This window comes from Pseudomonas sp. GW460-12-10-14-TSB1 (genome assembly GCF_017349775.1).
Lineage (GTDB): Bacteria > Pseudomonadota > Gammaproteobacteria > Pseudomonadales > Pseudomonadaceae > Aquipseudomonas > Aquipseudomonas piscium.
Window position 1 is genome coordinate 1 of record NZ_JACNAC010000065.1, and the last position, 26,338, is coordinate 26,338.

25 protein-coding genes are annotated in these 26,338 nt (G+C 63.6%); 17 read left to right on the plus strand and 8 right to left on the minus strand.

The window, feature by feature from the left end:
* Positions 1-83: 83 nt before the first annotated feature.
* Positions 84-944 carry a MurR/RpiR family transcriptional regulator gene (locus tag J4D52_RS26555; protein ID WP_173678560.1) on the minus strand — a complete coding sequence of 287 codons (861 nt, stop codon included), beginning with the start codon at positions 942-944 and terminating at the stop codon, positions 84-86.
* A 209-nt stretch (positions 945-1,153) separates the two neighbouring features.
* Here J4D52_RS26555 and zwf point away from each other — a divergent pair, with 209 nt between their 5' ends.
* Genes zwf through J4D52_RS26570 form a run of 3 tightly spaced genes read left to right on the plus strand, consistent with a single transcriptional unit; the run spans position 1,154 to position 4,006 of the window.
* Positions 1,154-2,623, plus strand: coding sequence for a glucose-6-phosphate dehydrogenase (zwf, locus tag J4D52_RS26560; protein WP_025805840.1), 1,470 nt, complete (start codon positions 1,154-1,156; stop codon positions 2,621-2,623).
* Positions 2,610-3,323 (plus strand): 6-phosphogluconolactonase, encoded by a 714-nt coding sequence (gene pgl, locus J4D52_RS26565; protein ID WP_025805839.1) that lies wholly within the window; start codon positions 2,610-2,612, stop codon positions 3,321-3,323. Before zwf ends, pgl begins: the two co-directional genes overlap by 14 nt.
* A gap of 17 nt (positions 3,324-3,340) precedes the next feature.
* Entirely contained in the window at positions 3,341-4,006 is a 666-nt protein-coding gene (locus J4D52_RS26570; protein ID WP_023966782.1) for a bifunctional 4-hydroxy-2-oxoglutarate aldolase/2-dehydro-3-deoxy-phosphogluconate aldolase, read from the plus strand.
* Between the two features lie 228 nt (positions 4,007-4,234).
* On the opposite strand, the gene J4D52_RS26575 is transcribed toward J4D52_RS26570, so the two are convergent.
* Together J4D52_RS26575 and J4D52_RS26580 are read right to left on the minus strand one after the other, a co-directional pair.
* On the minus strand, positions 4,235-5,416 hold the full coding sequence (locus tag J4D52_RS26575; RefSeq protein ID WP_102677546.1) for an aminotransferase class V-fold PLP-dependent enzyme: 1,182 nt from the start codon (positions 5,414-5,416) through the stop codon (positions 4,235-4,237).
* Positions 5,417-5,426: 10 nt separating this feature from the next.
* The gene (locus J4D52_RS26580; RefSeq protein WP_007925076.1) at positions 5,427-5,663 is read right to left on the minus strand and encodes a DUF3820 family protein; all 237 of its coding nucleotides are present in this window, start codon (positions 5,661-5,663) and stop codon (positions 5,427-5,429) included.
* 29 nt (positions 5,664-5,692) lie between these two features.
* Between J4D52_RS26580 and J4D52_RS26585 the strand changes: the two genes are divergently transcribed.
* From J4D52_RS26585 to J4D52_RS26600, 4 genes are all read left to right on the plus strand, one after another.
* Entirely contained in the window at positions 5,693-5,872 is a 180-nt protein-coding gene (locus J4D52_RS26585; protein ID WP_124303342.1) for a hypothetical protein, read from the plus strand.
* Positions 5,873-6,046: 174 nt separating this feature from the next.
* Positions 6,047-8,035: an FUSC family protein gene (locus J4D52_RS26590; protein ID WP_102677547.1), complete on the plus strand. Its 1,989-nt coding sequence runs from the start codon at positions 6,047-6,049 to the stop codon at positions 8,033-8,035.
* Positions 8,022-8,228, plus strand: coding sequence for a DUF1656 domain-containing protein (locus J4D52_RS26595; RefSeq protein ID WP_023966774.1), 207 nt, complete (start codon positions 8,022-8,024; stop codon positions 8,226-8,228). Before J4D52_RS26590 ends, J4D52_RS26595 begins: the two co-directional genes overlap by 14 nt.
* A 10-nt stretch (positions 8,229-8,238) precedes the next feature.
* Positions 8,239-9,102, plus strand: coding sequence for an HlyD family secretion protein (locus tag J4D52_RS26600; protein ID WP_053280568.1), 864 nt, complete (start codon positions 8,239-8,241; stop codon positions 9,100-9,102).
* 83 nt (positions 9,103-9,185) lie between these two features.
* Here the strand turns inward: J4D52_RS26600 and J4D52_RS26605 are convergent, their stop codons facing one another.
* Both J4D52_RS26605 and J4D52_RS26610 read right to left on the minus strand, forming a co-directional pair.
* Positions 9,186-9,656 (minus strand): MaoC family dehydratase, encoded by a 471-nt coding sequence (locus tag J4D52_RS26605; RefSeq protein ID WP_007925083.1) that lies wholly within the window; start codon positions 9,654-9,656, stop codon positions 9,186-9,188.
* Between the two features lie 52 nt (positions 9,657-9,708).
* Positions 9,709-10,653 (minus strand): alpha/beta hydrolase, encoded by a 945-nt coding sequence (locus J4D52_RS26610; protein ID WP_025805835.1) that lies wholly within the window; start codon positions 10,651-10,653, stop codon positions 9,709-9,711.
* A gap of 211 nt (positions 10,654-10,864) precedes the next feature.
* Between J4D52_RS26610 and fadD2 the strand changes: the two genes are divergently transcribed.
* Entirely contained in the window at positions 10,865-12,553 is a 1,689-nt protein-coding gene (gene fadD2 / locus J4D52_RS26615; RefSeq protein ID WP_102677548.1) for a long-chain-fatty-acid--CoA ligase FadD2, read from the plus strand.
* A gap of 389 nt (positions 12,554-12,942) precedes the next feature.
* The gene (gene fadD1, locus J4D52_RS26620) at positions 12,943-14,631 is read left to right on the plus strand and encodes a long-chain-fatty-acid--CoA ligase FadD1 (RefSeq protein WP_053280566.1); all 1,689 of its coding nucleotides are present in this window, start codon (positions 12,943-12,945) and stop codon (positions 14,629-14,631) included.
* Between the two features lie 69 nt (positions 14,632-14,700).
* Here fadD1 and J4D52_RS26625 read toward each other — a convergent pair whose 3' ends face one another.
* Positions 14,701-15,078 carry a hypothetical protein gene (locus J4D52_RS26625; RefSeq protein ID WP_102677549.1) on the minus strand — a complete coding sequence of 126 codons (378 nt, stop codon included), beginning with the start codon at positions 15,076-15,078 and terminating at the stop codon, positions 14,701-14,703.
* A gap of 474 nt (positions 15,079-15,552) precedes the next feature.
* On the opposite strand from J4D52_RS26625, the gene J4D52_RS26630 reads away from it, so the two are divergent.
* Both J4D52_RS26630 and def read left to right on the plus strand, forming a co-directional pair.
* A complete protein-coding gene (locus tag J4D52_RS26630; RefSeq protein ID WP_063432751.1) occupies positions 15,553-16,500 on the plus strand; it encodes a YihY/virulence factor BrkB family protein in 948 nt (315 codons plus the stop codon).
* A 2-nt stretch (positions 16,501-16,502) separates the two neighbouring features.
* Positions 16,503-17,042 (plus strand): peptide deformylase, encoded by a 540-nt coding sequence (gene def / locus J4D52_RS26635; protein ID WP_025805831.1) that lies wholly within the window; start codon positions 16,503-16,505, stop codon positions 17,040-17,042.
* 43 nt (positions 17,043-17,085) lie between these two features.
* Here the strand turns inward: def and J4D52_RS26640 are convergent, their stop codons facing one another.
* Both J4D52_RS26640 and J4D52_RS26645 read right to left on the minus strand, forming a co-directional pair.
* Positions 17,086-17,904: a class I SAM-dependent methyltransferase gene (locus J4D52_RS26640; protein ID WP_102677550.1), complete on the minus strand. Its 819-nt coding sequence runs from the start codon at positions 17,902-17,904 to the stop codon at positions 17,086-17,088.
* Positions 17,905-17,964: 60 nt separating this feature from the next.
* Positions 17,965-18,402 carry a GNAT family N-acetyltransferase gene (locus J4D52_RS26645; RefSeq protein WP_102677551.1) on the minus strand — a complete coding sequence of 146 codons (438 nt, stop codon included), beginning with the start codon at positions 18,400-18,402 and terminating at the stop codon, positions 17,965-17,967.
* 367 nt (positions 18,403-18,769) lie between these two features.
* Between J4D52_RS26645 and J4D52_RS26650 the strand changes: the two genes are divergently transcribed.
* The 6 genes from J4D52_RS26650 to J4D52_RS26675 all read left to right on the plus strand — a co-directional run bounded on the left by J4D52_RS26650 (position 18,770) and on the right by J4D52_RS26675 (position 26,281).
* Positions 18,770-19,714 (plus strand): fatty acid desaturase, encoded by a 945-nt coding sequence (locus J4D52_RS26650; protein ID WP_102677552.1) that lies wholly within the window; start codon positions 18,770-18,772, stop codon positions 19,712-19,714.
* A 22-nt stretch (positions 19,715-19,736) separates the two neighbouring features.
* Positions 19,737-20,528 (plus strand): phosphate/phosphite/phosphonate ABC transporter substrate-binding protein, encoded by a 792-nt coding sequence (locus tag J4D52_RS26655; protein ID WP_063432748.1) that lies wholly within the window; start codon positions 19,737-19,739, stop codon positions 20,526-20,528.
* Between the two features lie 221 nt (positions 20,529-20,749).
* The gene (locus tag J4D52_RS26660) at positions 20,750-21,271 is read left to right on the plus strand and encodes a sigma-70 family RNA polymerase sigma factor (protein ID WP_063432733.1); all 522 of its coding nucleotides are present in this window, start codon (positions 20,750-20,752) and stop codon (positions 21,269-21,271) included.
* Position 21,272: 1 nt separating this feature from the next.
* Entirely contained in the window at positions 21,273-22,232 is a 960-nt protein-coding gene (locus J4D52_RS26665; RefSeq protein ID WP_102677553.1) for a FecR domain-containing protein, read from the plus strand.
* A gap of 242 nt (positions 22,233-22,474) precedes the next feature.
* Positions 22,475-25,129, plus strand: coding sequence for a TonB-dependent receptor (locus J4D52_RS26670; RefSeq protein ID WP_102677554.1), 2,655 nt, complete (start codon positions 22,475-22,477; stop codon positions 25,127-25,129).
* 138 nt (positions 25,130-25,267) lie between these two features.
* A complete protein-coding gene (locus tag J4D52_RS26675) occupies positions 25,268-26,281 on the plus strand; it encodes an ABC transporter substrate-binding protein (protein WP_097304762.1) in 1,014 nt (337 codons plus the stop codon).
* Positions 26,282-26,338: the final 57 nt, after the last annotated feature.

The following is a 26,338-nucleotide window of genomic DNA, read 5'->3' on the forward strand; positions in this document are numbered from 1 at the left end:
ACGCATTGAGCTGTAGGAGCGGCCGGTCGACGCTCGATTGCCCGCGATAAGGCCGGAGGGGCTGGCGCCGGGTTTCGCGAAACTCAGTTGTACTCGTCGCCCACCGGATAGCGGCTGGCGTTGAGGCTTTCCTTGATCTTGCGCAGGTGCGGCTGGAAGTCCACGCCGCGGCGCAGGGTCATGCCGGTGGCGAGGACGTCGAGCACGGTGAGCTGGATGATCCGAGAAGTCATCGGCATGTAGATGTCGGTGTCTTCCGGCAGCGGGATGTTCAGGCTCAGGGTGCTGGCCTTGGCCAGCGGCGAGCCGGCGGCGGTCAGGCCGAGTACCGAGGCGCCGTTTTCCCGGGCGATGCGCGCCACTTCCACCAGCTCGCGGGTGCGCCCGGTGTAGGAGATGATCACGAACAGTTCGCCGGTGTGGGCCACCGAGGCGATCATCCGCTGCATCAGCACATCGGCGTGGGCGGTCACCGCCAGGTTGAAGCGGAAGAACTTGTGCTGGGCATCGAGGGCCACCGGGGCCGAGGCGCCGAGGCCGAAGAAGTGGATCTGCCGGGCCTGGATCAACAGGTCGACGGCACGGCTGATCAGGTTCGGGTCCAGGGCCTGGCAGGCGCTGTCCAGAGAGGCGATGGCGCTGCCGAAGATCTTCTGGGTATAGGCTTCGGGGTTGTCGTCGGCTTCCACCGCGCGGCTGACGTAGGCCGCGCCGCTGGCCAGGCTCTGGGCCAGTTGCAGCTTGAGTTCGGGGTAGCCGCTGACGCCGAACGAGCGGCAGAAACGGTTGACCGTCGGCTCGCTGACCGAAGCGGCCTGGGCGAGGGCGGCAATACTGAAGCGGGTCGCCTGCTGTGGGTTGAGCAGGATGACTTCGGCGACTTTACGTTCCGCCTTGTTCAATTCTTCAAGGCGACTCTGGATCTGTTCCAGAAGATTTCGCACGCGGTCCATTAGGGTTTTCCTGGTTCGGCAATGCAAAGGAAGCCGGTCTTAACCGGTCTTTGGCGGTGGCCTATCCTACTGATGGCTCCGACGGACCACCACTTCGAATCTGTATTTTGCTAAAATGTTGTGGTTATTACTACATTTTTCCTTGAGTGATGCCTTGAAAAAAGGTATTTGTAGCTTAACTTGATAAAAGAACAAACATCATGCCTTCGATAACGGTAGAACCCTGCACTTTTGCCTTGTTCGGCGCGCTGGGCGATCTGGCGCTTCGCAAATTGTTTCCTGCCCTCTATCAACTCGATGGCGCCGGCCTGCTGCATGACGACACGCGCATTCTGGCCCTGGCCCGCGAGCCGGGCAGCGAACAGCAGCACCTGTCTTTCATTGAAGCCGAATTGCGCAAGTATGTCGGTGCCAAGGAGATTGACCCCGCGGTGCTGGAGCGCTTCCTGGCGCGCCTGACCTACCTGCACGTGGATTTCCTCAAGGCCGAGGATTACCTGGCCCTGGCCGAGCTGGCCGGGCGCGAGCAACGCCTGATCGCCTATTTCGCCACGCCGGCGGCGGTGTACGGGGCGATCTGCGAGAACCTGTCGAAGGCTGGGCTGGCCGAAAACACCCGTGTGGTGCTGGAGAAGCCCATCGGTTCGGACCTGGAATCGTCGCGCAAGGTCAACGACGCGGTGGCGCAGTTCTTCCCGGAGAACCGCATCTATCGCATCGACCACTACCTGGGCAAGGAGACGGTGCAGAACCTGATCGCCCTGCGTTTCGCCAACAGCCTGTTCGAGACCCAGTGGAACCAGAACTACATCTCCCACGTGGAAATCACCGTGGCCGAGAAGGTCGGGATCGAAGGCCGCTGGGGCTACTTCGACAAGGCCGGCCAACTGCGGGACATGATCCAGAACCACCTGCTGCAACTGCTCTGCCTGATCGCCATGGACCCGCCCGCCGACCTCTCGGCCGACAGCATCCGTGACGAGAAGGTCAAGGTGCTCAAGGCCCTGGCGCCGATCAGCCCGGAAGGCCTGACCACCCAGGTGGTGCGCGGCCAGTACATTGCCGGGCACAGCGAAGGCAAGGCCGTGCCGGGGTACCTGGAAGAAGAGAACTCCAACACCCAGAGCGACACCGAGACCTTCGTCGCCCTGCGGGCCGACATCCGCAACTGGCGTTGGGCCGGGGTGCCGTTCTACCTGCGTACCGGCAAGCGCATGCCGCAGAAGCTGTCGCAGATCGTCATCCACTTCAAGGAGCCGTCGCACTACATCTTCGCCCCCGAGCAGCGCCTGCAGATCAGCAACAAGCTGATCATCCGCCTGCAGCCGGACGAAGGTATCTCCCTGCGGGTGATGACCAAGGAACAAGGCCTGGACAAGGGCATGCAACTGCGCAGCGGCCCGTTGCAGCTGAATTTTTCCGATACCTATCGCAGCGCGCGGATTCCCGATGCCTACGAGCGGTTGTTGCTGGAAGTGATGCGTGGCAATCAGAACTTGTTTGTCCGCAAAGATGAAATCGAAGCCGCGTGGAAATGGTGTGACCAGCTGATCGCCGGGTGGAAGAAGTCCGGTGATGCGCCCAAGCCGTATGCGGCCGGGTCGTGGGGGCCGATGAGCTCCATCGCATTGATCACGCGGGACGGGAGGTCATGGTATGGCGATATCTAAATTGAAACTGCCCGCGGGCGTGCACGCCCACGAGTTCCGTAGCCCGATCCTGCTGGCCGAAGGCCTGGCGCTGAAGGTGGCCGGGCAACTGAGCCAGGCGATCCAGGTTCGCGGCGAAGCCACCCTGGTGGTGTCCGGCGGGCGTAGCCCGGTGGCGTTTTTCCAGCACCTGGCCAAGCAGCACCTGGACTGGTCCAAGGTCCTGGTCACCCTGGCGGACGAGCGCTGGGTACCGGTGGAGCACGCCGACAGCAACGCCGGCCTGCTCAAGCGCTACCTGCTGCAGGGCGCGGCGGCCCAGGCGAAGTTCCTCAGCCTGTACAACGCCGCGGCGAACCTCGAACAGGCGGCGGAGCAAGCCGATCGTCTGCTGGCCGAGTTGTCGGCCATCGACGTGCTGGTGCTGGGCATGGGCGACGACGGTCATACCGCCTCCCTGTTCCCCAACAGCCCGAACCTGGCCGAAGCCCTGCAGGCCGACGGTCAGCGTCGCTGCTGGCCGATGCTGGCGCCGAGCGTGCCCCATCAGCGCCTGAGCATGAGTCGTGCCTTGCTGGCTTCGGCCACGTACAGCGTGCTGTCGATTTCCGGTCAATCCAAGTTGACCACCCTGAGTGCCGCACTGGCCGGTGACGATGTCGCCGCGATGCCGATTCGTGCCTTCCTGCAACCTCCGTTAGAGATTTACTGGTGCCCATGAGCCAAGGATCAGCCGCTATGACAAACCCACAACCGACCGTTTCCATGGCGGATAAAGTTGCCCTGATCGACAGCCTCTGCGCCAAGGCGCGGATTCTGCCGGTGATCACCATCGCCCGCGAACAGGACGTGCTGCCCCTGGCCGACGCCCTGGCCGCCGGTGGCCTGACCGCGCTGGAAGTGACCCTGCGCTCGCAGTTCGGTCTCAAGGCGATCCAGATCCTGCGCGAGCAGCGTCCGGAGCTGGTGACCGGTGCCGGTACCGTGCTCGATCGGCAGATGCTGGCCGCCGCCGAAGCCGCCGGTTCGCAGTTCATCGTCACCCCAGGCATTACCCGCGACCTGCTGGAAGCCAGCGTCGCCAGCCCGATCCCGCTGTTGCCGGGGATCAGCAATGCCTCCGGGATCATGGAGGGTTACAGCCTGGGCTATCGCCGCTTCAAGCTGTTCCCGGCGGAAGTCAGCGGCGGCGTGGCCGCGATCAAGGCCCTGGGCGGCCCGTTCGGCGAAGTGAAATTCTGCCCGACCGGCGGTGTCGGCCCGGCCAATATCAAGAGCTACATGGCGTTGAAGAACGTGATGTGCGTCGGCGGTAGCTGGATGCTCGATCCCGAGTGGATCAAGAACGGCGACTGGGCGCGGATCCAGGAGTGCACGGCCGAGGCCCTGGCGCTGCTGGACTGACAGGTTTCCTGCTTTTTTCAAAGATTCGTTGGTGTGTTCTACGGCTTTACGGTGCGCTTGGTCGGTGCACCGTTTTTTTTTGCCTGGAGAAAAGCTGGCCGGCTATTGCCGGGTCTTCTGGAGGAGCGAAGCTTGCTCGCGATCCGCGTAGCGGCCATTCAATCGCGTTGCCTGTTCCACCGTCATCGCGCGCAAGCTGCGCTCCTACATGAGGACGTACGAAAGATCTCAACCCAACTGCACCAGCGCCTGGACCAGCAGATGGATATCCGAGGCTGGCGTGGTAAAGCCCGGTGTCACCCGGATACAGGGCCCGCAACGCGAACCGCTGCGCGCCACGGTGAACAGGTTGTATTCCTTGAGCAGCCGCTCGGCCATCGTCTGCTGGTCCGGCTGGCGGGTGAAGCGAAACGAGGTGATGCCGCAATACAGCCGCGGGTCGTCCGGGGTCATGACTTCGATGCCGGGCAGCTCGCGCACTTGGCTCACCCACAGGTCGCGCAGGTAATTCAGGCGCGCGCCCTTGAGGGCCGAGCCGCCCATGCTGCGGTGCTCCTCGAACACCCGGGGCAAGGTCAGCCAGGCCGGAATGTTCGGCGTGCCATAAGGCGCCCGTGAGCGGATATCGTCGAGGGCATAACGTTGCTCGCCCATGTCCGGATCGATATCGGCCAGGCGTTGCGGGTCGATGTAGACAAAACCCAGGCTCAGTGGTGCGCCAATCCATTTCTGCAGGTTGTAGCCGGCGAACGCCACGCCGAGCTCACTGAGCTGGAAATCGACCTGGGCCAGGGCATGGGCGCCGTCGAGGATGACGTCGATTCCCCGTTCGCGGGCCTCCAGGGCAATGGCCTGGACCGGCAGCACCAGCCCGGTGCGGTGGGTGACGTGCGTCAGGGCCATCAGCTTCAGTCGCGGATAACGCTCGAAGGCCTCGCGATAGCTGGCCAGCAGGCTGTCGAAACTCGCCGGGTGGGCGTGCTCGATCTCGATGACCTCGACCCCGCGATGGCGCGCCAGCCAGTGCATGGCGCCCTTGACGCTGTCGTATTCCAGGTCGCTGAGCAGCACCTGATCGCCTGGCTGGAGGCGGTTGTAGTTGCGGATCAGCGATTGCAGCGCCTCCGAAGCACTGCGGGTGAGGGCGACAGCCTGGCGGTCGACGCCGAGCAGTTCGGCCAATTGCTGTCGAATCTGCAAATTGCCGATCTGTTCGAAATGCTGGCGCACATGCACCGAGTTGCTGCGGTTCACGAAGTCGATCTGCCGCTGGTATTCCTCGACCACGGCGCGGCTCATGCGCCCGAAGTAGCCGTTCTCCAGGTTGATCGGCCCGGGTTCGACGTCATAGCGCCGGGCAATGGCCAGCCAATAATCTTCGTCGCGGGCAATTTGGGCATTGCTTGGCATGGCGGGCTTCTTAATGACGGGGTTTGGGTTTGCCGTGTTTGGCGCGCAACGGGTCCAACAGGTCGGAGAGGCCGTTGTGATCGATTTCCTGCATCAGGGCCAGCAGGCCACCCAGCTCGCCGTGGGGGAAACCTTCGCGGGCGAACCAGTTCAGGTAGGGGCCGGGCAGGTCGGCGAGGATGCGGCCCTTGTACTTGCCGTAGGGCATTTCGCGGGTGACCAGCAGTTCAAGTTTTTCGGGATTCATGGCGGCTGTCTGTTGAGGTGACGAACACCTTGGAAAATACAGGCATTCTGCATGCAGGCCAAATGACAGATCCTGCAAATAACACGGATACAGAAACCGGATTAAAAGATAGGTTTTTGAAATATCAGATAAAAATTGGATTTCAGGGCCAGCATGAGGAGCATGGCGTACAGCGCAACCAGGATCAGGTCAAAGCCCTGCGCAACTAGGCACGCGCCGGCTCGTAACGGCGCGAAGCTATCGAAAATGCCAGCTTGTCTGGCGTTTTTTTGTGCCTGGAAATTAGTGCTGGACGACTGATAGTTAGCTAGCTAATAATTGACGGGCGTCATTTCTCGCTCCAGTGCATCTATCGTTGTTTTGTCCTTCCCGGGGTTCTTTCCGTGCGTATCACTTTGCAGGCGCTGTTCGCCCCCAATCTGGCGGCCGTGCAGTTCGCGATCAAGACCGTGCTCGGCGCCGGGCTGGCGTTGTGGCTGGCCATGCGCTGGGGTTTGCAGCAGCCGTCCTGGGCCCTGATGACGGCGATCATCGTCGCCCAGCCGCTGTCCGGGATGGTCCTGCAAAAGGGCATGGCACGGTTGGTGGGGACGTTGGTGGGCACCTGCATGTCGGTGCTGTTCATGGGGCTGTTCGCCCAGACCCCCTGGCTGTTCCTGCTGGCCCTGGCGCTGTGGCTGGGCTTGTGCACCGCCAGTTCGACCCTGCTGCGCAGCGCCTGGTCCTACTCGTTCGTGCTGGCCGGCTACACCGTGGCGATCATTGCCTTGCCGGCGATTTCCCATCCGTTGTCGATATTCGACCAGGCCGTGGCGCGCTGTACGGAAATTTCCCTGGGCATTATCTGCGCCACCGCCAGCAGTGCCTTGCTCTGGCCGATGCGGGTCGAGCGGCAGTTGACCGCCCAGGCGCGCAGCGCCTGGCAAAGCGGGATGCAGGCGGCGCGGGCGACCCTGGCCGGCGATGCCCTGGCGCGCAAGGGGCTGCTGGAAATCCTCGGGCGCATCGTCGCCGTGGACTCCCAGCGCGAACATGCCTGGTTCGAAGGTCCGCTCGGTCGGCAGCGGGCGCGGGCGATCAGCGCCTTGAGCCAGAAGCTGCTGATGCTGCTGCGGATCTCCCGTTCGGTGCGCCGGCAATGGAAGCAATTGGACCAGGCCGAGGCGGATCAACTGGCGCCGTGGATGGAGCAGGTGCAGCAGGCCCTGGCGGCGATGGACAAGCCGACCTTGCAGGCGTTGCGGCCGCAGTTGCTGGACGCTTCCCATGACTCGGCCATCAGCTCGGCGCAAAGCTATTGCCTGGCCCGCTTCACCCTGTTGCTGGATACCGCCCTGGCTGCTGGAGCGGCGATGCAGGCGGTGGAGGAGGGTAAGGCGCCGGTGGAGCAGCCGGCGACCCTAAGCCCCCATCGCGATCTGTCGCTGGCGCTGCTGTTTGGCGCGCGCAGCGCCCTGGCCTTCCTCACTGTGGCCTGCTTCTGGCTGGCCACGGCCTGGCCGGCGGCCTCGGGGGCGATGCTGCTGACCTGTGTGGTGTGCGGCCTGTTCGCCAGTCGGGAGAACGGTGCGCAGATCGGTATGAGCTTCATGCGTGGCATCTTCCTGGCGATTCCGGTGGCCTTCGTGGTCGGGCAGATCCTGCTGCCGCAGTGGAGCAGTTTTGCCCTGCTGGCGATGGCCATGGGCGTGCCGTTGTTTTTCGGCGCACTGGGCATGGCCAAACCTCAGATCGGCGCCACGGCGACCTCGTTCTGCCTGCACTTCGTGGTGCTGATTTCGCCGCAGAACCAGATGACGTTCGACGTGGCGAACTTCTTCAACAGCGCCCAGGCGATGGTACTCGGTGTGGGCGCCGCGGTGCTGGCGTTCCAGCTGCTGATCCTGCGCAACCCGGCTTGGCACGGGCGGCGCCTGCTGGCGGCGACCCTGCAGGACCTGGTGCGCCTGACCCGGCGCAACCTGCGTGGCGCGGAAAGCTGGTTCGGCGGGCGCATGGCCGATCGCCTGCTGCAACTGGCGCGGCATTACCCGGAATTGCCGGAGCAGGCGCGCAGCCGCTGGGACGATGGCCTGCTGGGCCTGGATATCGGCGACGAACTGATGCATCTGCGGTTGAGCCTGGCGGTGGCCCAGGTGCCCGCGGATGCTTCGCAGCGACGTTATTTCGAGTATCTGGAGCAGGTGCTGGAGCGCGGGCCGGGCGCCGGTCGCGGCGACGCGCTGGCCGACGCCAGCAGCGCCTTGCTCGAGGCCCTGGACAGCCAACCGCCCAGCGATGCGTTGAAGCTGGCCCAGGGCGCTGTGGTGCAGTTGCAGAAGAGCTGGCGCACCTGGTGCCGGCAGCAGGAGGAAAACCATGGGGCTGCGTGAGTGGTCGCTGGGCGGAGTGTTGCTCAGCCCGTTTCTGATTTATGTGGTGCTGGCGCTGGTGCTGACCGGGGCGTTGCGCATGCTGTTGCGCGCAACGCCACTGGGGCGCTGGATCTGGCATGAAGCACTGTTCGATGTGGCCTTGTACGTCTGTGTCCTGACGTTGGTCACTGTCGTACTCGGACCTTTATAAGGAGTTGTTCATGCGTGCCTCCGTACGTATCGCTTTTACCCTGTGCCTGGTGGCGGCGGCGCTGTTTGCCGGCTTTCATCTGTGGCAGTACTACATGCTTACGCCCTGGACCCGGGATGCGCGGATTCGCGCCGACGTGGTGATAGTCGCCCCCGACGTCTCGGGCTGGGTGCGTGAGCTCAAGGCCTATGACAACCAGGCGGTGAAGGCCGGCGACCTGTTGCTGAGCATCGACCGCGATCGCTTCGAGGCGGCGCTGGAAAAGGCCCAGGCGGTGGTGCAGACCCGCCAGCAGCAGCTCAACCTGAAAGAGCGTGAAGCCAGCCGCCGGGCCAGCCTCGGGCCGCAGGCCATCAGCGCCGAGCTGCGGGAGAATGCGCAGATCAATGCCGGTGTCGCTCGTGGCGAGCTGCGCCAGGCCCAGGCCGACGCCAAGGTCGCCGAGCTCAACCTGGCGCGCAGCCAGGTCCGCGCGCCGCGCAGCGGGCATATCACCAACCTGCGCCTGGCCGAAGGCAACTATGTGAACGCCGGGCAATCGGTGATGGCCCTGATCGACGATTCGACCTTCTACGTGCAGGCCTATTTCGAGGAAACCAAACTGCCGCGGATCAAGGTCGGCGACCCGGTCAAGGTGTGGCTGATGAGCGCTGGAGAAGCCTTGCAGGGGCATGTGGAAAGCATCAGCCGCGGCATCACCGACCGCAACGCCACGCCGGACGGGCAACTGCTGGCCGAGGTGGAGCCGACGTTCAACTGGGTGCGCCTGGCGCAGCGAATTCCGGTGCGCATAAGGCTCGACAAGGTGCCCGAAGGCGTCAACCTGAGCGCCGGGATGACGGCGAGCGTGCAGGTGGAGGAGGGGAGTCAGTGATCGTGTAGCCGCTGCCGCCAGGCTGCGATCGATTGCGCAGCAATCGCAACCTGGCGAAAGCGGGATGCCTGCTACGAGGTGGCTCAGCCGATATTGATGGCCGGCAAGGTCGGCAGGGTGACGGTCTGTTGTTTGCGCGGGGCAAGGATTTCGGCTTCGCCGTCCACCACCAGTTCATCGCGCTGGTTGAACACGCGGGTAGCGATACGCACGCGGAACTTAGGCAGTTTTTCGAGGATTTCCAGGCGCACGGTCAGGGTGTCGCCGATCTTCACCGGTTTCTGGAAGCTCATCTGCTGGCCGATATAGATGGTGCCCGGCCCGGGCAGCTCGCAGGCCACCGCGGCGCTGATCAGCGCACCGCTGAACATGCCGTGGGCGATGCGCTCCTTGAACATGCTGGCGGCGGCGAACTCGGCGTCCAGGTGCACCGGGTTGTGGTCGCCGGACATGGCGGCGAACAGCTGGATGTCACGCTCTTCCACGTGCTTGCTGTAGCTGGCGGTCTGGCCGACTTCGAGGGCTTCGTACGGGGTGTTGGTAACCTGGGTCATCTCTCTCAAGTCCTGTGCTGAGCGTTGATTGGCGTATCGATTGGAAACAGGGTCATTCAGTCTTCGGCGGTCGACGATGCTGCAGGGCCTGGTCGAGCCAGGCCAATACATCGGCAGTCACTTCGTCGCGGTTGCTTTCATTGAACAATTCGTGCCGCGCCTGCGGGTAGATATTGAGCTGCAGGTACTGGCTGCCGGCCTCGCGCAGAGCGCCGGCCAGATCCTTGAGACGTATGCCATTGCTCACCGGATCACATTCTCCACCCATCACCAGCAATGGCAGGCCCGGATCGATCTGGGCCAGGTTGGAGGCCTTGCTGATTTGCTGCAGGCCACCCAGCAGGTCGATCCACAGCTGGTTGCTGCAGCGAAAGCCGCAGAGCGGGTCCTGGACGTATTTGTCGACTTCGTCGGGATCGCGGCTGAGCCAGTCGAAGGCGGTGCGGTTGGGCTTGAAGGCCTTGTTGAACGAGCCGAAGGACAACCATTCGATCAACGCGCTGCGGCCCTGGGCGCCCTGGCGCCAGCGTTCGAAGCGGGCGATCTGGCGGGCCGCGCGGTACAGCGCCACTGGCTGGAAATTCGAGCCGCTGAGGATCGCCCCGTACAGGCTGGCGCTGTGGTGCAGCAAGTAGGCCTGGGCGATGTAGCTGCCCATGCTGTGGCCCAGCAGCACGATCGGGGTTCCCGGGTGCTGCTGGCCGATGTGCTGGTTGAGGCTGGCCAGGTCGCCGACCACCTTGCACCAGCCGTCGTCGTCGGCGAAGTGCCCGAGTACCCCATGCTCGGCGGTCTTGCCGTGACCGCGCTGGTCCAGCGCATAGACGCCGTAGCCTTCGTTGCACAGCGCCTGCGCCAGCCTGGCGTAGCGTCCGCTGTGTTCGGCCATGCCGTGGGCCAGCAGGATCACGGCCTTGAGCGGGGCCGCCGGGAGCCACTGGTTGACGTAGAGCTGGCTGTGGTCGCTCGCGGTCAGCCAGAAAGAGTGGTGGATCATGGCGATTCCTTTGCACGGGGTCGTTGCATTGTATAGCTCATCGTCGCAGCCCCGTCCGATCTGCGCGCGCCATGGCGGCAAGATTCACGCTGTCAATGACGCCATTGCCCGTATTTGCCCTATTCGCCATAGCTGCTAACGTCCGCAGAGCCCCGCCTTTCGTCGCGTCAGAGAAGCGGCCCGGACAACTCAGGTAACGAGGACAAGAACAATGCAGCCTGATTTCTGGAATGACAAACGCCCGGTCGGAGTGCCCGTCGATATCGACCTGGGTGCCTATAAGTCGGTGATCGAGGTGTTCGAACGTTCCTGCAAGAAATTCGCCGACCGCCCGGCCTTCAGCAACATGGGCGTGACCATGACCTACGCCGAGCTGGAGCGCTACAGCGCGGCCTTCGCAGGCTATCTGCAGAGCAGCACCGACCTGGTGCCCGGCGATCGCATCGCGGTGCAGATGCCCAATGTCCTGCATTACCCGATCGCCGTGTTCGGCGCCTTGCGCGCGGGGCTGATCGTGGTCAACACCAACCCGCTGTACACCACCCGGGAAATGCGCCACCAGTTCAAGGATTCCGGGGCGCGGGCCCTGGTGTACATGAACCTGTTCGGGCAGAAGGTCGAGCAAGTGCTGGCCGATACCGATATCCAGTTCCTGATCGAGGCGAAGATGGGCGACCTGATGCCCTCCGCCAAGGGCTGGCTGGTCAATACCCTGGTCGACAAGGTGAAGAAGATGGTGCCGGCCTATCGCTTGCCCCAGGCCGTTTCCTTCAAGAGCGCATTGCACCTGGGCCGTGGCCAGCCGATCAAGCCTTTGAACGCCCGCCTGGACGACGTCGCCGTGCTGCAATACACCGGCGGCACCACGGGGCTGGCCAAGGGCGCGATGCTGACCCACGGCAACCTGGTGGCCAACATGCAGCAGGCCAGTGCCTGCCTCGGGCAACTGGGACCGGACGGCCACCCGCTGCTGCGCGAGGGCCGGGAGGTGATGATCGCGCCGCTGCCGCTGTACCACATCTATGCCTTCACCGCGAACTGCATGTGCATGATGGTCACCGGCAACCACAACGTGCTGATCACCAACCCGCGGGACATCGGCGGTTTCATCAAGGAGCTGAAGAAGTGGCGTTTCTCGGCGCTGCTGGGGCTGAACACGCTGTTCACGGCGCTGATGGATCATCCCGAGTTCAAGACCCTCGACTTCTCCAATCTCAAGCTCACCAACTCCGGGGGCACGGCGCTGGTCAAGGCCACCGCCGAGCGCTGGGCGGAGTTGACCGGCTGTCGTATCACCGAAGGTTACGGCCTGACTGAAACCTCGCCCGTGGCCTGCACCAACCCTTACGGCGACCAGTCGCGCCTGGGCACGGTGGGCTTGCCGGTGCCGGGCACGACCCTCAAGGTCATCGACGACCAGGGTGTCGAGCAGCTGCTGGGCGAGCGCGGCGAGCTGTGCATCAAGGGGCCGCAGATCATGAAGGGCTACTGGCAGAAGCCGGAAGCCACCGACGAGGTGCTGGATGCCGAGGGCTGGTTCAAGTCCGGCGACATCGCGGTGATCGATCCGGATGGCTTCGTGCGCATTGTCGATCGCAAGAAGGACATGATCATCGTCTCGGGTTTCAACGTGTACCCCAACGAAATCGAGGACGTGGTGATGGCCCACCCGAAAGTCGCCAACTGCGCGGTGATCGGTGTGCCGGACGAGCGTTCGGGGGAGGCGGTGAAGCTGTTCGTGGTGGCCCGCGAGTCGGGGGTCAGCCTCGAAGAGCTGAAGGCCTACTGCAAGGAAAACTTCACCGGCTACAAGGTGCCGAAACACATCGTGTTGCGTGAGTCGTTGCCGATGACGCCGGTAGGCAAGATCCTGCGTCGGGAGTTGCGCGACATCGCCTGATGTTTCACCGGATGTAACAGTCCCGCGCCAGGGCGCGACTATCGCGAGCAAGCCTCGTTTTTACCGGAACCCAGGGTTTCTGTAGGAGCGAAGCTTGCTCGCGATGCTTTCGAAGGGCGCAAAAGCCCGTTCCAGAGCCTTGAATGGCTGGATAGAATTTTTACTCTAAAAATGACCATTAAATATTCTTGAGTCACGAAAGTGACTGTTTAGGCCGATTTTGGCTCTAGTCGGCCTTTGGCAAAGCTGCTACTCTCGGCGCGCTTTGTGACTTCTCGGCCTATATAGACAGCCAGACTCACCAACAATAGACATCAATAAAAAACACACACAAATAATAATCGCATCAAGTGCGCTGACGAATTCGCGTTGCTGAGGAGTGGGCTTCCATGATCCAAGACTTTTGGAAGGATAAGTACCCAGCTGGGATTGCTGCCGATATCAATCCAGACGAGTATCCGAATATTCAGGCGGTGTTGAAGCAGTCCTGCCAACGTTTTGCCAACAAACCGGCCTTTAGCAACCTCGGCAAGACACTCACCTACGGTGAGTTGTACGAACTGTCCGGTGCTTTTGCCGCGTACCTGCAACAGCATACCGATTTGCAACCCGGCGATCGAATCGCCGTGCAACTGCCCAACGTCCTGCAGTACCCGGTCGCGGTATTCGGCGCCATCCGCGCCGGCCTGATCGTGGTCAACACCAACCCGCTGTACACCGCGCGGGAAATGGAACACCAGTTCAACGACTCCGGCGCCAAGGCCCTGGTCTGCCTGGCCAACATGGCGCACCTGGCCGAAGCCGTGGTGCCCAAGACCAGCGTCAAGCATGTGATCGTCACCGAAGTGGCGGACCTGCTGCCGCCGCTCAAGCGCCTGCTGATCAACAGCGTCATCAAGTACGTGAAGAAAATGGTGCCGGCCTATCACCTGCCCAAGGCCGTCAAGTTCAACGACGTGCTGAGCCAGGGCCATGGCCAGCCGGTCAAGGACGCCAGCCCGGCCAGCAGCGATGTCGCCGTGCTGCAATACACCGGCGGCACCACCGGCGTGGCCAAGGGCGCGATGCTGACCCACCGCAACCTGGTGTCGAACATGCTGCAGTGCAAGGCGCTGATGGGCTCCAACCTCAATGAAGGTTGCGAGATCCTGATCACCCCACTGCCGCTGTACCACATCTATGCCTTCACCTTTCATTGCATGGCGATGATGCTGATCGGCAACCACAACATCCTGATCAGCAACCCGCGCGACCTGCCGGCGATGGTCAAGGAACTGTCGAAGTGGAAGTTCAGCGGTTTCGTCGGCCTCAACACCCTGTTCGTGGCCCTGTGCAACAACGAAGCCTTCCGCAAGCTGGATTTCTCGGCGCTGAAAGTCACCCTGTCCGGCGGCATGGCGCTGCAACTGGCGGCGGCCGAACGTTGGAAAGACGTGACCGGTTGCCCGATCTGCGAAGGTTATGGCATGACCGAAACCAGCCCGGTGGCCACCGTCAACCCGATCCAGAACATCCAGATCGGCACCATCGGCATCCCGGTACCCTCGACCCTGTGCCGGATCGTCGACGACGCCGGCGTCGAACTGCCGCTGGGCGAGACCGGCGAGCTCTGCGTCAAGGGCCCGCAGGTCATGAAGGGTTACTGGCAGCGCCAGGACGCCACCGATGAGGTGATGAGCGATGGCTGGCTGAAGACCGGCGATATCGCGCTGATCCAGCCCAATGGCTATATCCGCATCGTCGATCGCAAGAAAGACATGATCCTGGTCTCCGGTTTCAACGTTTATCCGAACGAGCTGGAAGACGTGCTGGCGGCCTTGCCGGGCGTGTTGCAGTGCGCGGCCATCGGCGTGCCGGACGAGAAGTCGGGCGAGTCGATCAAGATCTTCATCGTCGCCAAGCCGGGCGTGACCCTGACCAAGGAGCAGGTGATGGAGCACATGCGCGCCAACGTCACCGGCTACAAGGTGCCCAAGGCCGTCGAGTTCCGCGATGCGCTGCCGACCACCAACGTCGGCAAGATCCTGCGTCGCGAACTGCGCGACGAAGAGCTGAAGAAGCTGGGCGTGAAGAAGTAAAACGCCAGGCAAACAAAAAAGCCCCGCAGATGCGGGGCTTTTTATTGGGCGCTTGATGTCGCCGCCGGGTTACTGCTGGAACTGCGTGAAGTTCACGCCGGTGCCGGCGGGGCGCACGTCCTTGAGGAAGGAGTCCTTGTCGGCGCTCAGTTCCAGGCTCAGGGCCGCCTTGCGCTTGCCGGCGTTGCGTACCACCAGGCCTTCGAGTTTTTCCCGCAGGAACACAGTCGGCACCTTCAGGTGCAGCAACTGGTCGGTGCTCGGGGTGTGCAGCAGCAGGTGGACCCATTCGTACTGACCGATGGCCAGGCGGCTGACCGGCAGATCGAACCACCAGATATTCCGGCTGCGGCTCAGTTCCGCGAAGTGGCAGTTGTTGACGCCCAGCACCGCACCGCCCAGTTCCTGGTTCCGGCGGGCGATGGCCAGCTTTTTATCGAGTTTCATAACATTCCTACGGGATTGGATCTTCAGCGCAGCGCCTGAATAGGTTGCGCATTCTCGTGGGTTGGCCGCCAAACATAAAGCGCAACCTGCGTGCGGCGGGCAAATAAGGCGATGAAATGCCCCGCTGAAAATAATTGAAACTCCGTGCGACGGCCTCGGGTCAACCTCAGGGCAAGACCCCAGCCCTCGATTGCCCTACGCAGGCATACCATGGGCAGCACAGCGGATAAGGCGACAGGCCTGGCCAACGCGGCCGTTGGTAATATCAGGCAGGGTGTCAGGCCTGATCCGCCGGCTTGCACTGCAACACGACAGCCATCCGCGGATGGCCGTTTTCACGGCGGTCACGGCACCAAACGAGACGAAAGGGTTCAAAGTCGCCAAACTAGGCTAGTTTGTTGTAGAAAACTTTGTTGTAGAAAACGGCCCTTGAGTCGCCACCGACCCTGAATGCTTGCGGCGAAAGGAGACGCTATGTTTTTGCCGAATTTGAAAGGCCTGCCCCTGCATCGTGTGCTGGTGCGCACGGTCACTGAGTTCATCGACGACGAAATGTCGACCTACGCCTCGGCTCTGGCCTATCAGATGCTGTTTTCGTTGTTCCCCTTCATTCTGTTCCTGATCGCCTTGATCGGTTTCCTGCACCTGCCGGACTTCTTCTCCTGGTTGCGCCTGCAATCGGAACTGGTGTTGCCGCCCCAGGCGCTGGAGCAGGTCAACCCGGTGATCGACCAGTTACAGCAGTCCAAGGGCGGCCTGCTGTCGGTGGGTATCGTGATTGCCCTGTATACCGCCTCGGCTGGCGTGCGGCTGATGATGAGCGCGATGAACGCCGCGTATGACGTGGTGGAAAAGCGCCCGTTGTGGAAACGTTTTCCGCTGTCGATTATCTACACCATCGGCATCGCCGGCATGCTCCTGGCGGCCGCGGCCTTGATGGTGCTCGGGCCGCAGGTGATGGGCTGGATCGCCGCGCAGGTCGGCCTGGAAGACTTCATCGTCACCGTCTGGACCATCCTGCGCTGGCCGGTGATCGTGATCCTGATGATGGTCGCCGTGGCGCTGATCTACTACGTGATGCCCGATGTGAAGCAGGAGTTCCGCTTCATCACCCCGGGCTCGGTGCTGGCGGTGGTGGTGTGGATCATCGCCTCGTTGGGTTTCGCGTTCTACGTGAAGACCTTTGCCAACTACAACGCCATGTATGGCAGTATCGGAGCGATCATCGTCCTGCTGCTGTACTTCTATATTTCCTCGGCGGTGCTGTTGCTGGGGGCTGAGATGAATGCGGCGATCGAGCACATGTCGTCCGACGGCAAGAACCCTGGAGAAAGGGTTCCCGGCGAGCACGACGAGCCCAAACAACACCTATCGGGACTGGGCCGGGACCACTCGCTCAAGCCGACCACTGACGAAGTCTGATCATGATCCGTGAAATCCTCAAAATGGGCGACGAGCGCCTGCTGCGTATCGCGCCACCGGTGCCGCCCGAGATGTTCGACAGCCCCGAGCTGTGGCAACTGATCGACGACATGTTCCAGACCATGGAAAGCGTCGGCGGGGTCGGCCTGGCCGCGCCGCAGATCGGCGTCGACCTGCAACTGGTGATCTTCGGTTTCGAGCACAGCGAGCGGTACCCGCAAGCCGAGGCCGTGCCGCAGACTATCCTGATCAACCCGCTGATCACCCCCTTGAGCCCGGTGCTGGAAGAGGGCTGGGAAGGCTGCCTGTCGGTGCCGGGGCTGCGTGGCGCGGTCGAGCGTTATCAGCACATTCGCTACGAAGGCGTCGATCCCAAGGGCGAGCCGATCGTGCGGCTGGCTTCGGGTTTCCATGCGCGGGTAGTGCAGCACGAATGCGACCACCTGATCGGCCGCCTGTATCCGTCGCGGATCAGCGACTTCAGCAAGTTCGGTTTTACCGAGGTGATGTTCCCCGACCTCGATCCCCACGCCGACGATTGAAGGATGAGGATCGCGGCCTGCCCGCAGGTTGCGATCCGCGTGGTTACTTCGCCGGCTTGACGAAGCGCAGCGTCATCCGGTCCGACTCGCCGATCGCCAGGTATTTCGCCTTGTCCACGTCCCCCAGCTTGAGCGCCGGCGGCAAGGTCCAGACGCCTTGCGCGTAGTCCTTGGGGTCTTGCGGGTTGGCGTTGATCTCGCTTTGCCCGTCCAGCACAAACCCGGCATCCGTCGCCAGCTTCACCACATAGGCGGTGGTCAGGTAGCCGCTGTGCTTGATGTCTTCCAGGGATGCGCCGTCCTTGGCGCGATGATCCACCACGCCCAGCACGCCCCCCGGTTTCAGCACGTTGAAGAAGGCCTGGAACATCGCCGGCGCGGTGTCGGCCAGCACCCAGTTATGCACGTTGCGAAAGGTCAGCACGGTGTCCGTCGAACCGGCCTGGCCGAGCACCGGTGCCTTGGGGTCGAACTCGACGAACTTGGCCTTGGCGTAGCGGGCGGGATCGGCGCTGAATTTCTGCTTCAGGCTGTCCGCCGATTTCTGGAAATACTCGCCGCTGGACGGGGCCTGGAGGGCGGCGATGTACTGCCCGTGGTCCTTGAGCAACGGCGCGAGGATCTCGCTGTACCATCCGCCACCGGGAGTGATCTCGATCAGTTTCTGGTCGGCCTTGAGGCCGAAGAACTGCAGGGTCTGCTGCGGATGGCGATAGCGGTCGCGGGCACTGTTCTGCGGCGCTCGCCAGTCGCCGGCCAGGACCTTGGCGTATTGCTGGGGCGGGACCGCGGCGTCGGCGGCATGGGTCAATACGGGTAGCAGCAGGGCACTGAGGGAGGCAGCCAGAAGCGTCGGTTTCATGGATCATCCTGATGGAGGCCGATATGCCGCCGAGGCTAGCACGCGCTCCAGGGCCTGGGATCACACATTATCGCTGGTCGACCTAACCAAAGGATCTATGCCCATGGCGATCAGGCTCTTGCTCCTTCGATAGCGGGCCAGGCGATCCGCCAGGGCCTGGGGCAGGGCGGGGGCCGTGGCAAAGCCCATGCGTTCGTACAGGGCTTGCAGGTCCGGATGACAGAACAGCCACACGGGGCTCGGCAGCTGCCCGCGCGCCTGCTCGACCAGCCTGGCGGCAATGCCCTGGCCGCGATGGGCGGGGTCGACGAACAGTCCGGTCAGCCAGTGACCCTGGGCAACCGGCGTGAGGCTCAGCCCGGCGATGATCGCTCCCCGTTTCGCCACCCATGATTGCCCTTCGCTGGCCGCGCGCATTGGCGAATTGTGGGCGCGATAGAACTTGTTCAGCAGCGGTCGCAGGGTGTCGGCAAGCAGCAGGTATTCGGTGTCGGGCATGGGGTTTCGCAGGGTGGGCCGGGGCGGTGATTATAAAAGTACGGAGCGCTCGGGATAGGTGTATACCTGATGAACGATCCCCTGCGAGCGGAGTGTGCATCATGAAAGGCGTGGAAGCGAAGAAGGTCGCGAAGAAGAAACCAGCCCGTACCGCTATCGAGAAACGCGCGGACAAGCGAGCGAAAAAGGCCGAGCACAATATTTTCGGTCATTGACTGACCCTCCCACGAAGCCCGCCCCGCGGGCTTCCTTGTTTTTGCTTCTAAGTAAATAACCCATCGATCTGCAAGTTTTCCCCTTCTCGTTGCACAGAACAGCAAGACGCCGAAGGTTCGCCCCTCGGCCAGCCCCTGTCCTGAGTAACGCCATGGCCCATTACTTTGATCCGCTGCACCGCGAACAAATCGACACCCTGCGCCAGACCTTCACCGCCCGCACCGAATGGCCCACCTGGCTGTTGCTGATTGGCACCAGCGCCAGCTGGTTCGCCGTGCTGCTGGCCAGCCCGTTGCTGGGGCTCTGGCCCAGTACCCTGTTGCTGATCCCGATCCTGGTGCTGTGGCTGTCGGTGCAGCATGAACTGCTGCACGGCCACCCCACGCGCTGGTTGTGGCTGAACAAGCTGCTGGGCTATGCGCCTTTTGCCGTCTGGTACCCCTATACCCTGTACCGCGACAGCCACCTGCAGCATCACCGCGACGAAGACCTGACCCTGCCCGGTCGCGATCCGGAAAGCCGCTACCTGGGCCAGCGCCAATGGCACAGCCGTTCGCTGTTCGAGCAGGGCCTGCACTGGTTGAACAAGACCCTGCTGGGGCGGCTGCTGCTCGGCGCGCCCCTGGCCCTGCTGGCGCTGGCGCGGGAAGAAGGGTTGCGCCTGCGCCAGGGGCAGCGCCAGGCCTGGCTGATGTGGCTGACCCATGGCGCGCTGACCCTGCTGATGCTGGCCTTCATTGCCCGCTACACTGTGTTGCCGGTCTGGCATTACCTGCTGCTGGTGAGCGTGCCGGCGCTGTCGGTGGCGATGCTCCGTTCCTTCTACGAGCACCGCCCCCACGCCCAGGTGGAACAGCGCACGGTGCTCAACGAAGCGGCGTGGCCCTGGACCTGGCTGTTCCTGCACCTCAACCTGCACTTGGTGCACCATGATTTGCCCGGGCTGCCGTGGTACTGCCTGCCGCGGGCCTATCGAGAGCGCCGCGAACAATGGCAGGTGCGCAGCGGCGGCTTTGTGGTGCAGGGTTATGGCGAGCTGTTGCGACGCCATGCCCTCAAGCCGATCGACAGCCCCGAACATCCCTTCGCCCTGTAGTCGAGCCCGAAGAGCCTGAACCATGACTGCTTGTTATGCCGAACTGCTGATGTACGTCGCCCCCGAGCCGGTTCGCCAGGCCAACGAACAGTGGCTGGCGGCGATCCTGCAGCGTCTCGACTACACCCGGCTCGATGCCCGGGAGCTGGACCTGATGCAGCTGTGGCTGTCGCCGCGCCTGCTGCTGACCCAGACCTGCGGTTACCCGCTGATGACCGCCCTGCGCGGCCAGGTCCGGGTCATCGGCCGGCCGCGTTACGAGCTGCCGGACAGCACGGCCGGCAATCATTGCAGCCTGCTGCTCGGCCGTGAAAACGACCCGCGCCGGACCTTGCAGGCCCTAAGGGGCAGCCGAGGGGTGATCAATGGCGAAGACTCCAACAGCGGCATGAACCTGCTGCGCCAGCGCCTCGCGCCGCTGCAGCGTGACGGCCGGTTTTTCGCCAGTGTCGGCCTCAGCGGCAGCCACCGGGAAAGCCTGCGCTGGCTGCGAGAAGGGCAGGCCGACCTGGCCGCCATCGACAGCGTGACCTTCGCCTACCTGGCCCGTTATGCCGAGGAGGAGGTGGCTGGCCTGCGGGTGATCGCCCGCAGCGCTTTCAGTCCGACCCTGCCCTATATCGGGGTGGCCGGCCTTGGCGAGGAACAGGCCGAACGCATTCGTGCGGCGATGAACCAGGCGCTGCTGGCACTGCCCGCCGTGGCCGAAACCCTCGGGCTGCGGGAGGTACTGCCGGCCGCTGAAACGGACTACCAGATTCTGCTCGACTATCAGCGCGAGGCTGAAGAGCTGGGTTACGCACGGCTGCGTTGATTCCTTCGACTCTATCGCGAGCAGGCTCGCTCCTGCAGGTCTGTGCATGCCCTGTAGGAGCGAGCTTGCTTGCGAAAAAATCCATCAGGTGCCAGGTTTTTTAATTCCTTAAAATTCTATAAAGATGAAATTTAAATATTATTAAAGAATAAGCCTTCCTTGTTAGGATCGCCGCACCGGAACACCGGACATACCGCGCAACCTTCTTCATTGGAGCCACTATGTCCGGCGCCGACACCACTCACAGCGACTATGTGGGCGGTCTGTTCCGCAGTCATTACGACTGGCTGTGCAGCCGCCTGCGCTACCACCTGCACCACTCCCTGGATGCCGGCGCCAGCGCCGAAGACATTGCCGCCGACACCTTCGTCCAGCTGTTGAGCAGGCCCGAAGTATTGCCGATCCGCCAGCCACGGGCCCTGCTGACCACCATTTCGCAACGCCTGGTGTACCAGCTGTGGCGCCGTCGCGACCTGGAGCGGGCCTACCTCGATGCCCTGCAACATGACGACGAAGCCGTGCAGCCCTCGCCCCAGGACCTGGCGCAGATGCTCGAGGCGCTGGAAGCCATCGACCGCCTGCTCGACGGCCTGCCGTCCAAGGTCAAGGCGACCTTCCTGCTGTCCCAGGTCAACGGCCTGACCTACCCGCAGATCGCCGAGCAACTGGGGATCTCGCAACGTTCGGTCAGCGACTACATGACCCGGGCCGCCCAGCGTTGTCTGCGCCTGAGCCTGGAATGACATGAGCCACGAACCGAGTCGGGAACAGCTGATCGACGACGCCACCCGCTGGTGGGTGCTGATGAATTCGGGGCAGGCCAGCGAGGCCGAGCGCCGTGCCTACCAGCGCTGGCGCAACGCGGACCCGCGGCACGAGCAGCTGTGTCGCCAGTTGGAAACCCGCCTTGGGGTGTTCCAGGTGCCGATTGCCCAGGGCGTCGATGGCGAGCTGTTGCAGCAGGCTCTGAACGCCCCGAGCAGTCGGCGCAAGGTGCTACAGCGGGCCTTGCTCGGCGCCGGCGCAGTGCTGGGGGCGGGGGCGCTGGTCAGCCAGCGCGGCCTGCCTTTGGCCGAGCTGACCGCGGACCTGCACACCGGCACCGGCCAGCGCCAGTCGTTGACCCTGCCGGACGGCAGCGAGCTGCGCCTGAATGCCCGGAGCGCGGCGAACATCGACTTCGATCGCCAGCGTCGAGTGGTGCATTTGCTGGACGGCGAAGTGCTGCTGAACCTGGCCAGCGATCCGTCCCGACCGTTTTTCATCCACACCGCGCAGGCGCGGATCCAGGCCACGGGCAACCGCCTGTTGGTGCGCGAACGCGACGGCCAGGGGCATGCCACGGCGCTCAACGGTCCCTTGGACATCGCCGGGCGCAGTGGCGAACGCCTGCAATTGCCCGGCGGCCATGAGGTGGCCTACGACGCCTTCCATTTCGGCCCGGTGCGCCCAGGTCGTGGCAGTGCCACGGCCTGGGTCGATGGTTTGCTGGAACTGCGCGATACGCCATTGTCGGAAGTGGTGGAAGCACTGCGTCCGTATCGACGCGGGGTGTTGCGCCTGGATCCGGCCATCGCCGGGCTGCGGGTCAGCGGCCTGTTCCGCCTGGACAACCCGCAACAGATCCTCGACAGCCTGGCCCGCACCCTGCCGATCCGCATCACCCGCCGTACCGATCTATGGGTAACCCTGAGTGCCGCCTGACCCTCGCTTCTGTAGGAGCGAGGCTTGCCCGCGATGGCGGTTTTCCTGGCCCACCGCGTTGGCTGCATCGCGCGCAAGCTGCGCTCCTACAGAAGCATTGGTTTTCAGCGTTTCGCTGTGGTTCTAAGACCATAACCAAAGGATCTGCAAGTTTTCGCCCGGCCGTTGCACATCACTCCCGTAAACGCTGCGGGGAGCAGCGTTGTTGGATTTCCATTGTTGGATGCTTTTGGGGGGGAGTCATGTTGCCTATATCCACAACCGTGCAGCGTCGTTCGCGTCTGGCCTTGGCCATCGGCCCCTTGGCCGCGCTGTTTCTTGCTGGCGCCCAGGGGGCCGAAGCGGCCCGCCAGCAGTACCACCTGGCGCCCGGTCCGCTGGACGAGGTGCTGCTGAACATCAGCCGGCAAAGCGGCCAGGTGATTTCCTTTACCCCGCAACTGGGCAACTACTCCTCGGCCAGGGTCGACGGTTCGTTGTCCGCCGAGCAGGCGGTGGCGGCTGCCTTGCGCGGCACCGGCTTGCAACTGCAAGTCAGCCCGGATGGCGCGTTCATCATCAAGGAAGGCCCGCAACCGGCGAGTGCGACCAGCCGCAAGGCCAAGGCCCAGGCCAGCGAAGCCGCGGCCCCGACCCTCGACCGGGTGGTGGCCATCGGTACCCGGCGCAGCGACGCCACGGCCCTGACCAGCGCGGCGCCGGTGGACGTGATCAACAGCGAGGAGCTGGTGCAGACCGGCGCCACCAGCCTCAACCAGGCGCTGTTCCAGCTGCTGCCGTCGTTCAACTTTCCACAGAACCAGAGCGCCACCCGCGGGCAGAACCCCAAGGGCGCTTCCCTGCGCGGGCTGTCGCCGGACCAGACCCTGGTGCTGATCAACGGCAAGCGCCGGCACGCCTCGGCGGTGGTCAACATCTCCGGCGGCGTACCCTTCATTGGCGCGCAGCCGGTGGACCTGGACATGATCCCCATCAGCGCCATCGACCATGTCGAAGTGCTGCGCGACGGCGCCTCGGCGCAGTACGGTTCCGACGCAGTGGCCGGGGTGGTCAACATCGTGCTCAAGGAGCGCGACAGCGGCGGCCAGCTCAACACCCAGCTGGGCCAGTACGCCCAGGGCGATGGCTTCAGCAAGAGCGCCGACGGCTGGTACGGCCTGGGCCTGCCGGGGGATGGTTTCCTGACCCTGAGCTTCAACGGCCTGAACAACAAGCCCACCGACATCGGCGATAAATATGAAGCCGGCGGCCAGTTGCAGGACCCGCGCTGGGGCGGCGCCAGTCGCGACAAATACAACCTGGCGGCCAACGCCGAAGTCGGCCTCAGCGATCAGTGGCGGCTCTACAGCTTTGCCACCTTCGGCCAGGACAAGTCGGTCAACAACACGCCGCCGCTGTTGGCCAGCAACCCCAACAATGTTGCCTCGATCTACCCCAACGGCACCATTCCCAAGTACCGCTACCGCTATGAGGATGGCGCGTTGACCCTGGGCAGCCGCTACGAGGACGAGAACATCGGGCGCTTCGACCTCAGCGCCACCTACGGCCGCGACAAGCACGACGAACTGGCCTTCAACACGGTCAACCCCAGTTACGGCGCCAACAGCCCGACCAAGTTCGACGTGGCCACGCTGATCAACGAACAGACCAACCTGACCCTGGACTATGCCAAGGACCTGGACGTCGCCTGGTCGGAGCATCCGCTCACCGTCTCGGCGGGGGTGGCCTATCGCGACGAGCAGTACCGGCTGGAGGAGGGCGACTATTCCTCCTACTCCTTCGGCGGCATCGATGGCGTGCAAGTGGGCGCGGTACAGGCATCCGGCCTGACCCCGGACGACGCCGGGACCTACAAGCGGCATGTCGGCGGGGTGTATTTCGGCCTGGAAAACCAGGTCACCGACAAGTTCCAGCTGGGCCTTGCCGGGCGCACCGAGCACTATTCCGACTTCGGCTCGGCCACCACTGGCAAGCTCTCGGCGCGCTACGACTTCACCCCGCAGGTGGGTTTGCGGGCCACGGTCAACAACGCCTATCGCGCGCCGACCCTGGGACAGATCGGCACCTCCTGGACCACCACCACCAACGTCGATATCAACGGCAACCCGGTGCTGACCCGCATGCTCCCGGCCGACCACCCGGCGGCCCGCGCCCTGGGCGCGCAGCCGCTGAAGCCGGAGAAGTCCACCAACTATTCCCTGGGCCTGGTGCTGCGCCCGAGCGAGCAGGCGTCGCTGACCATCGATGCCTACCAGATCTCCATCCGCGACCGCCTGCTCTACAGCGGCGGGATTTCCGGGCCGGACGCCGAGCGGATTCTCAGCGAGGCCGGGTTCGGCCAGTACACCTGGGCGCAGTTCATGACCAACGCCGCCGACACCCGCACCCGCGGCGTCGACATCGTCGGCAAGTACAACCTCGACCTGCAGCGTTACGGCGCCCTGAGCCTGTCGGCCGGCTACACCAAGGCGCGCACCACCATCGAGAAGATCCATTCCAACCCGTTCGGCTTCGACGTGCTGACCCGCGAAGCCCAGGGTTTCCTCGAACACGGCTACCCCGAAGACAAGCTGGTGCTGGGGGCGATCCATCGCTACGGCCCCTGGACCATCGCGCTGTCCGAGACCCGCTATGGCGAGTACCGCAAATACGCGGCCTCGGCGGCCAACGCGCAGTACGACCAGACCTTCTCCGCGCAGTGGAACACCGACCTGGACGTCAACTACGCCTTCACCCGGCAACTGCGCCTGTCGGTGGGCGCCAACAACCTGTTCGACAGCAAGCCCGACGACTTCAACACCCGCCTGCGCCAGACCCCGGGGCAGCAGTACAGCTACTTGTCGCCGTCGGCGCCGGAGGGGGCGTTCTACTACACCAGGCTCAGCTACGACTTTTAACCCTGTAGCCGCTGCCGAAGGCTGCGCCAAGGTCCGCAGGGCCTTCCCGGCGGCCTCGAAAATACGCAATGCCGTCCAGACCGGTCGCAGCCTGCGGCAGCGGCTACGGACACGTGAATAACCAGCAAGAGGTTCACCATGAAGATCATCAAACACCTGCTCGGCACCTCGCTGCTGACCTTCAGCCTGCTGGCCCAGCAGGCGCCGGCGGCGGACAAGCCGGCGCCGATCCACTTCGGCGACATCACCTGGGAAAGCGGCAGCCTGATCACCGAGGTGCTGCGGCTGATCGTCGAGAAGGGCTACGGCTATCCGACCGAGACCCTGCCCGGCAGCACCGTCAGCCTCGAAGCGGCGTTGGCCAAGAACGATATCCAGGTGATCGGCGAAGAGTGGGCCGGGCGCAGTCCGGCCTGGGTCAAGGCCGAAGCCGAGGGCAAGGTGTTCGGCCTGGGCGATACGGTCAAGGGCGCCACCGAAGGCTGGTGGGTGCCGGAATACGTGATCAAGGGCGATGCCGAGCGCGGTATCAAGCCGCTGGCGCCGGAGCTGAAATCGGTGGCCGACCTGGCGCGCTACAAGGAGGTGTTCCGCGATCCGGAAGACCCGGGCCGTGGGCGCTTTCTCAACAGCCCCACCGGCTGGACCTCGGAAATCGTCAACAGCCAGAAGCTCAAGGCCTATGGGCTGAGCGACAGCTTCGTGAACTTCCGCACCGGTTCCGGCGCGGCCCTGGATGCCGAGGTCAGCTCGTCGATCCGCCGCGGCAAACCGGTGCTGTTCTATTACTGGTCGCCGACGCCGCTGCTGGGCAAGTTCAAGCTGGTGAAGCTGGAGGAGCCGGCCTTCAACGCCGAGGCCTGGAAGACCCTGGCCGATGCCAACAACCCCCATCCGCAGGGCACCCGGTCGATGCCGGCGCACCTGGCGATCGGCGTGTCCGCGCCGTTCAAGGCGCAATACCCGGAGCTGGTGAGTTTCTTTGAAAAGGTCGACCTGCCGATCGACCTGCTGAACCGCACCCTGGGCCAGATGAGTGAAACCCGCCAGCCACCGCGCCAGGTCGCCGAGGCCTTCCTGCGCGAGCAGCCGCAGGTCTGGCAAGGCTGGGTGCCGAGCGAAGTCGCCAGCCGCGTCAGCGCTGCCCTGTAAGCCGCTTGCGCCTGGTGCGGCAGCGCCTCAGTAGGAGCGCAGCTTGCGCGCGATGCA